At 46.3% G+C, this 8,227-nt stretch carries 6 protein-coding genes; all 6 read left to right on the top strand.

Features of this window, described 5'->3' with window-relative positions; translation table 11 throughout:
• Positions 1-631 precede the first annotated feature (631 nt).
• Positions 632-889 (top strand): oxaloacetate decarboxylase subunit gamma, encoded by a 258-nt coding sequence (locus tag ACWYVB_RS12345; RefSeq protein WP_395222265.1) that lies wholly within the window; start codon positions 632-634, stop codon positions 887-889.
• A gap of 31 nt (positions 890-920) precedes the next feature.
• Positions 921-2,705, top strand: coding sequence for a sodium-extruding oxaloacetate decarboxylase subunit alpha (oadA, locus tag ACWYVB_RS12340; RefSeq protein ID WP_109169452.1), 1,785 nt, complete (start codon positions 921-923; stop codon positions 2,703-2,705).
• 9 nt (positions 2,706-2,714) lie between these two features.
• Complete coding sequence (locus tag ACWYVB_RS12335) at positions 2,715-3,845, top strand: sodium ion-translocating decarboxylase subunit beta (protein WP_005396706.1); 1,131 nt, start codon at positions 2,715-2,717, stop codon at positions 3,843-3,845.
• A 123-nt stretch (positions 3,846-3,968) separates the two neighbouring features.
• Positions 3,969-4,919 (top strand): NADP-dependent oxidoreductase, encoded by a 951-nt coding sequence (locus ACWYVB_RS12330; protein WP_237312421.1) that lies wholly within the window; start codon positions 3,969-3,971, stop codon positions 4,917-4,919.
• Positions 4,913-5,374: a YqaA family protein gene (locus tag ACWYVB_RS12325; protein WP_005396704.1), complete on the top strand. Its 462-nt coding sequence runs from the start codon at positions 4,913-4,915 to the stop codon at positions 5,372-5,374. Before ACWYVB_RS12330 ends, ACWYVB_RS12325 begins: the two co-directional genes overlap by 7 nt.
• A 9-nt stretch (positions 5,375-5,383) precedes the next feature.
• Positions 5,384-8,227 (top strand): M16 family metallopeptidase, encoded by a 2,844-nt coding sequence (locus tag ACWYVB_RS12320; protein ID WP_170903317.1) that lies wholly within the window; start codon positions 5,384-5,386, stop codon positions 8,225-8,227.

Genomic DNA, 8,227 nt, shown 5'->3' with positions numbered 1-8,227 from the left:
CGTCCTTAGCTCAGCTGGATAGAGTACCTGGCTACGAACCAGGCGGTCGGAGGTTCGAATCCTCCAGGACGCGCCATTTACTGAAAAAGCCTCGCAATTGCGAGGCTTTTTTGTATCTGGACATCTAGAACTATAACCTGAGTCGTTAGAGGCGATGCCCTTCTTTTCCAAAAGCGAATATGTGCTTATCTAAGCAATTTGGAATAAAGTTTCTGCTGTAGTTTGTGAATCCATCCTTACTATCTCTCCTGTATATTGATTTCCGTTTCTTTCACTTCAATTGTTTAAATGTAACTTCTTTGTTTTTTATTTGTTTGTTAATTGTTATTAAATGACATCCTTTTGTTTTTATTGGCTTTTATGTGTAAATCTCGATTTGGTTTTGAAATCCAAATCGCAGTTTTTATTTATGTCCTCCTTTACTCTGTTCGTAAGGAGATAGCAGATTCGCAGTAATTATTTTGTCATGAACTGTGATCTGGGTAGTGAATAAATAATCATTTATCAGGATTATTACAAACCTTCCTTAAACAAAATTGACAAAATTTAACCAATCGAGATAATCCATTGGTCGGGATTTGACGCTATTAAAGTCCTGCACGTTGTCAGGATGACAAAGAAAGGAAGCAACATGACTAATATAGGAAGCCTGCTAGTAGATGCGGCCACCCTGATGCTAACGGGGATGGCGGTCGTATTTATTTTCCTCACTATTCTTGTTTATCTCGTTCGGCTAATGTCGAAATTGGTACCAGAAGAACTACCAGAGCCGATCGCAGCACCAAAAACAAATACTAATATTCAATCAACCTCTTCAGCTGTTAGTCCACAAGTAGTGGCGGCGATCTCGGCTGCGATTCATAAACATCGCGCCTCATTCGCGAAGTAGCCGAACCAGGATTAAAAAGGAGTTTAAGAGCATGTCTAAACCACTAGCTATTACAGATGTGGTCCTTCGTGATGCCCATCAATCACTATTTGCTACGCGTATGCGTATTGAGGATATGCTGCCTATCGCAGCTGAGTTGGATAAGGTTGGTTACTGGTCTCTAGAGACTTGGGGTGGCGCAACGTTTGATTCTTGTATTCGATTCTTAGGGGAAGATCCTTGGGAGCGTTTACGTGAGCTGAAAAAAGCGATGCCCAATACGCCAATGCAAATGCTACTGCGTGGTCAAAACCTTTTAGGATACCGCCATTATGCCGACGACGTAGTAGAGAAGTTCGTTGAACGCGCGCATGCTAACGGTATGGACGTGTTCCGTATCTTTGATGCAATGAATGACGTGCGAAACTTCCAGAAGGCCGTTAAAGCAACGGTCGATGTTGGCGCACATGCTCAAGGTACGCTGTCTTACACAACAAGCCCTGTGCATAACGCAGACACTTGGGTTGACTTGGCAAAACGCCTAGAGGATTTAGGTTGTCATTCACTGTGTATTAAAGATATGTCTGGCTTACTCAAGCCTTATGAAGCGGAAGAGCTTATCACGCGTATCAAAGCATCTTGTGATGTGCCATTAGCACTTCATTGTCACGCGACGACAGGCTTGTCTACTGCGACAGCGGTAAAAGCAGTTGAAGCTGGTATTGATATTCTCGATACAGCGATTTCTTCAATGAGTTGTACCTATGGTCACACACCGACTGAAACGGTAGTCGCGATGCTAGAAGGAACCGAGCGAGATACGAATTTGAAGCTCGAGCAACTAGAACCTATCGCCGCGTATTTCCGTGAAGTACGTAAGAAGTACGCGAAGTGGGAAGGTCAGTTGAAAGGTGTAGACTCTCGCATCCTGATTGCTCAAGTGCCTGGCGGCATGCTGACTAACATGGAAGGCCAGTTGAAAGAACAGGGCGCGGCGGATCGCATTGATGAAGTCTTAGAAGAGATCCCTCGTGTTCGCGAAGATCTTGGTTTCATTCCATTGGTGACTCCAACTTCGCAGATCGTCGGAACGCAAGCGGTGATTAACGTGCTTACTGGCGAACGCTATAAGAGCATTACTAAGGAAACTGCTGGTCTATTGAAAGGCGAATACGGTCAAGCGCCAGCCGAGTTAAATGCAGAGCTGCAAGCTAAAGTACTTGATGGCAAAGAGCCTATTACTTGTCGTCCTGCCGATTTGCTTGAGCCTGAAATGGAGACGCTTACTGTTGATCTGATGGAGAAAGCGAAATCAGAAGGTATTAAGCTAGCAAGTGAGCGTGTTGATGATGTACTTACTTATGCGCTTTTCCCTCAAGTTGGTCTCAAGTTCCTTAAGAATCGTGACAACCCAGAAGCATTTGAACCTGCACCAACGCTAGAAGCCGCGAAGCCTGCCGTACCTGCGGCGCAACCAGCAACTGGCGGCGTAGAAACTTATAGCGTACGTGTTGACGGACAGGTGTATGAGGTGGAAGTTGGTCCTCAAGGCGAGCTAACCTCTGTCGCTCCTTCTGCGGCGCCTGCAAAATCGACGGCACCTAGCGCACCTTCTAGCGCATCTGCTGAAGCGGTGCCTGCTCCTCTTGCCGGTAACATCTTTAAAGTGAATGTTCAGCCTGGCGCTGAAGTGGCTGAAGGCGATGTACTACTGATTCTTGAAGCAATGAAGATGGAAACAGAAGTGCGTGCGGCGCGTGGTGGTGTGGTTCAAGAGTTGAACGTTAAAGAAGGCGATGCTGTCACAGTAGGTGCGCCTCTGTTGAGCCTGGCGTAAGGGAGTATCATGGACGGATTGTTAACCCTTTGGGCAGAAACAGGGATCGCTAACTTCGAGTTCGGCCAAATCTGTATGATGCTGGTTGGTTGTACCTTGCTGTTTTTGGCAATCAAAAAAGGCTTTGAGCCTTTACTGTTATTGCCGATTGGTTTTGGTGCTATCTTGGCGAATATTCCAAATGCTGGCTTTACTGAGCCTGGCGGCTTGCTCTACTACGTTTACTACATTGGGATTGAATCGGGTGTGTTCCCGTTGTTGATCTTCATGGGTGTGGGTGCGATGACCGACTTTGGTGCTTTGATCGCAAACCCAAAAACGTTGTGGCTAGGTGCGGCAGCTCAGTTTGGTATTTTTGCGACACTGTTTGGCGCTATTTTGCTCAACTATGTACCTGGTATGGAGTTCTCCATGGCGGATGCATCGTCTATCGCTATCATCGGTGGTGCGGATGGCCCAACGGCGATTTTCTTAGCAAGTAAGTTATCACCAGACCTGCTTGGTGCGATTGCTGTAGCCGCGTACAGCTACATGGCTTTAGTGCCAATCATTCAGCCGCCAATCATGAAGGCGCTAACCACTAAGGAAGAACGTGAGATTCAAATGGCGCAACTGCGTCACGTGGGTAAATGGGAAAAGGTATTGTTCCCGATGGCAGTATTACTCATGACGATTCTTTTCCTACCTTCAGCAACGCCTCTTGTCGGTATGTTCTGTCTTGGTAACTTAATGCGTGAAGCGGGTGTGGTCGATCGTCTATCGAAAACCGCACAAAATGAGCTGATCAACATCGTGACGATCTTCTTGGGCTTAGGGGTTGGCTCGAAGCTGCAAGCGGATCAATTCCTGAACTTAGAAACATTAGGCATTCTAGGGCTTGGTGCGGTTGCGTTTAGTATTGGCACGGGTGCTGGTGTGCTAATGGCTAAGTTGCTGAACAAGTTCTCAAAAGAAGACATCAACCCACTTATTGGTGCGGCCGGCGTTTCTGCGGTACCAATGGCCGCGCGTGTGGTGAACAAGGTCGGCTTACAAGCTAACCCGCAAAACTTCTTGTTGATGCATGCGATGGGACCAAACGTTGCAGGAGTATTGGGATCAGCGGTTGCCGCTGGTATCTTGCTAGCACTTGTCGGCTAGTCATTACCGAAAATGGAATGATCAACCAATTTACAAAATCACGATTAACTTCGGTTAACAAAATGGTTTATAGTCAAAGGGATGCTTTCGCATCCCTTTTTGTTTTCTTGCAGGGAATGGTTTATGGAACACAAACAGATCGTTATCACTGAATTTGGTGATGCCAACGTACTCGCGATTCAACATGCTTCTACACCATCACCACAGCCTGGTGAAGTCTTAGTAAAAGTCGCTTTTTCAGGCGTAAATCCTATTGATGTTAAAACTCGAGCCGGACTCGGTTGGGCAGCTGCGCAGAACAAGGATAATTTACCTTGGGTACCAGGTTACGACATCTCAGGAAAAGTCGTGTCCAGTGGAGAGGGAGCGTCGCGTTTTAATGATGGTGATGAGGTGGCTGGATTTATCGGTTTCCCAGTCCGAGGCGGTGGGTACAGTCAGTACGTATGTGTTCCAGAAGCTGAGTTAAGTCATGTTCCCAGTTCAGTTACTTTAGAGGCAGCAGCAGCATTACCGTTGGCGGGACAAACTGCGGCACAAGCTCTCAGTAAGGCTAATGTGACTGAAAACGATCGCGTACTTATCCTCGCAGGAGCCGGTGGCGTTGGACACCTAGCGGTACAAATCGCGGTCGCGACTAAAGCGGAAGTCTTTACAACCTGCAGTGAACGAAATTTAGACTACCTGGCTACCCTTGGCGCTCACGCAGTGAACTATCAATTTGCACCAGTGTCAGAACGTGTTGAAGACGTTGATGTTTTGATTGATTTAGTAGGTGGAGATGCCGCGTTAGATGCGCTTAAATGCCTGAAAGACGGTGCGAGAGTCATCACCGTTCCAACCATCACGGCTGAGCTGATTTGTGAAAAAGCCAAACTCCTAGGCTTTGAGGCTAACGGCATGTTGGTTGAGCCAGATCCAGCGCAATTAGATACCTTGTTGTACATGGTTGGCGTTGGTTTACTGAAGACTGAAATTCAACAGGTTTATCCGATGAGTGATGTGATTGCTGCTCACCAGCAAGTTGAATCAGGAAGAACCAGAGGCAAGGTGTTGCTTGATATGACATGCTAGAAGCATTTAATACGAGCTTTGAAAGTTTAGCGCTTTGGTTTTCAGATTCAGCATTATGGGTGCTTTTCATGACCGGTTTTCTCAGTGCCACTTTGTTACCTGGTGGTTCTGAGGCGGGCTTAGTTGCCACTCTCTCATTAAATCAATATTCCGTTTCGTCAATTATTATGGTCGCCACTATCGGCAATACGCTTGGTGGCTTAACAAATTATTGGCTTGGCTTGTGGATTCCCAACAAAGCGCAAGAAGAAAAGCACGGTCATACCGCATTAAAGTGGCTGTCAAAGTATGGCTATTGGGGATTGTTTTTTAGCTGGTTACCTGTGATTGGAGACCCGCTGTGTTTAGCCGCAGGGTGGCTGAGAATGAAGTTTCTGCCTTGCGTGATTTTAATATTTTTAGGAAAGGCTGCTAGGTATAGCTTACTTGCGGCCATCTATCTCGGATTATTTTAAGGAAAGTACATGAAGATGTTTTGGGTTGGCGCGTGTTCACTTTTGGTGATCACGGGCTGTGCATCAAATACGCCAGTTTCATCACTGCCGAAAGGGGTAACTTTCGTCGAGTCATCGAAAGCGGAAGAAGGCAAAGTTAAGATTCCATACCAAAAGTATAAACTCGATAATGGTTTAACGGTGATCTTAGCTCCTGAAGATTCTGACCCATTGGTCCATGTGGATGTGACTTACCATGTTGGTTCAGCTCGTGAAGAAGTGGGTAAGTCTGGTTTTGCGCATTTCTTTGAGCACATGATGTTCCAAGGTTCAGAGAACGTTGGTGACCAAGAGCACTTCAGAATCATCACAGAGGCTGGAGGTACGTTAAATGGTACGACAAACCGTGATCGTACTAACTACTTTGAAACTGTCCCGGCTAACCAGCTAGAGAAAATGCTGTGGTTAGAGTCTGACCGTATGGGCTTTTTGCTGGATGCGGTTTCTCAACGCAAATTTGAAATTCAGCGTTCTACTGTAAAAAATGAGCGAGCTCAGCGTTACGATAATCGTCCTTATGGCTTAATTTGGGAGCGCATGTCTGAAGCGCTATATCCTGAAGGTCATCCATATTCGTGGCAAACCATTGGTTATGTTGAAGATCTTGACCGTGTTGATGTGAACGACCTCAAAGCGTTTTTCTTGCGTTGGTATGGCCCAAACAATGCGACTATCACTATCGGTGGGGACTTAGACGTTGAACAAACTCTTGAGTGGGTAAATAAGTACTTCGGTTCGATTCCTCGTGGGCCAGAGGTTGAAAATGCGCCGAAACAACCTGCAAAACTGCAAGAAGACAAATACATCACGCTAGAAGATCGCATTCAACAACCGATGGTGATGATCGCGTGGCCAACAACTTACAACGGCGAAGAAAGCCAAGCGTCTCTCGATACGCTATCTGAAGTGCTAGGTGGCGGTACAAACAGCGTGCTCTACCAAGACTTAGTCAAGACTCAAAAAGCCGTCGATGCGGGCTCATTCCATGACTGTGCAGAACTGGCGTGTAACTTTTACGTTTATGCAATGGGTGACTCTGGGGACAAAGGCGACCTATCAAAACTGTACGACGAGCTTTTACAGTCACTCAATCAGTTTGCTGAAAAAGGCGTGACAGAAGATCGCCTTGAACAATTGAAGGGTAAGGCGGAAGCGGATGCTATCTTTGCATTAGAAAGCGTTAAAGGCAAAGTAACGCAGTTGGCTTCCAACGAGACATTTTTCGGCGATCCTGATCGTCTTGAGCAACAGCTTGAGCAGATCCGCGCAGTGACACCTGCATCGGTAGAAAAAGCGTATACGGATTTTATCCAAGGTAAGAACAAAGTGACCCTAAGCGTGGTACCAAAAGGAAAAACTGACCTTGTCGTAAAACCAGCGACCTTTGTGACGCCAAAACGTACGCTACCAGAATACGAGAAGATCACTGATGATCAATTGGCGTATCGTCGTGCGACCGATAACTTCGATCGCTCTGTGCAACCGCCTGTAGGGGAGCCAGTGAAAGCGACGATGCCTGAGTTGTACGAGCTTCATTTTAATAATGGCTCGGAGTTGCTTGGCGCGGTTAGCGATGAAACACCAACGGTCATGATGCAGTTTAGTTTACCTGCGGGAACACGTTTTGTTGAAAAGGGCAAAGAAGGTCTTGCCCAATTGACCGCCGCAATGTTGCAAGAAGGCACAACGAAACGTAGTGTCGAAGAGATTCAAGCTGAGCTCGATAAACTAGGTAGTGTCATCTCCGTGAATGCAACGGGCTACACAACAAACATCAGCGTTTCTGCTTTAGAAAAGAACTTAGAGCCGACGTTGAAAATTGTCGAAGAGATGTTGCTGTCTCCTGCATTCAAGCAAGCAGACTTTGAGCGTGTGAAGATGCAAGCGCTAGAAGGTCTTGTGTATGAGCACCAAAATCCAAGCTGGATGGCATCACAAGCGAGTCGCCAAGTGCTCTATGGAGACTCTGTTTTTGCTCGACCAAAAGACGGCACGCAAGCAGGGGTAAGTGCACTAACGTTGGATGATGTCCGTGAATTCTACTCGAAGCATTACACGCCACAAAGTGCGCAAATCGTCGTTGTTGGTGACATTGAACAACAGGAAATTGAACAGCAGCTGACGTTCTGGAAAAACTGGCAGGATGAAGCTGCGCCATTGTATGCGCCGCAAAGCATCGCTGCATTAGGTGAGCAAAAGATCCATCTTGTTGATAAACCAGGAGCCCCGCAAAGTGTGGTCATGATGGTTCGTCAGGGTATGCCTTACGATGCAACGGGCGATTTTTACCTAAGCCAACTGGCAAACTTCAACTTAGCAGGGAACTTCAATAGCCGCATTAACCAAAACCTACGTGAAGACAAGGGTTACACATACGGCGCTTACGGTTACTTCTCTGGAAATCCAGAAACTGGCTCGGTTGTTTTCACCGCGCAAGTACGAGCGGATGCAACGGTTGCTTCTATCATTGAGATGGAAAATGAGCTAAATGAATACTCGCAGTCAGGAATTACTGATGAAGAGATGAAATTTATGCGTCAAGCGGTCGGTCAAAAAGATGCACTGAAATATGAAACGCCAACACAAAAAGCGGAACTCATTAGTGATATTCTTAAGTACAACCTCGATCAAGATTACTTGCAGCAAAGAAACGCTATCGTAGAAAAAGTTGATAAGCAGACTTTGAATGCACTGGCTCAAAAGTGGTTTGATCCAAATGACTATCAAATTATCGTCGTTGGTGATGCTAAATCACTGCGTCCTCAATTAGAAAAGTTGGGGAAAGACGTAGAAGAGCTTGAAATCATTCGATAG

Source organism: Vibrio sp. JZG10 (assembly GCF_054064075.1).
Note: the sequence above shows the minus strand (reverse complement) of the source record. Positions and strands in the feature narration are given on the sequence as shown.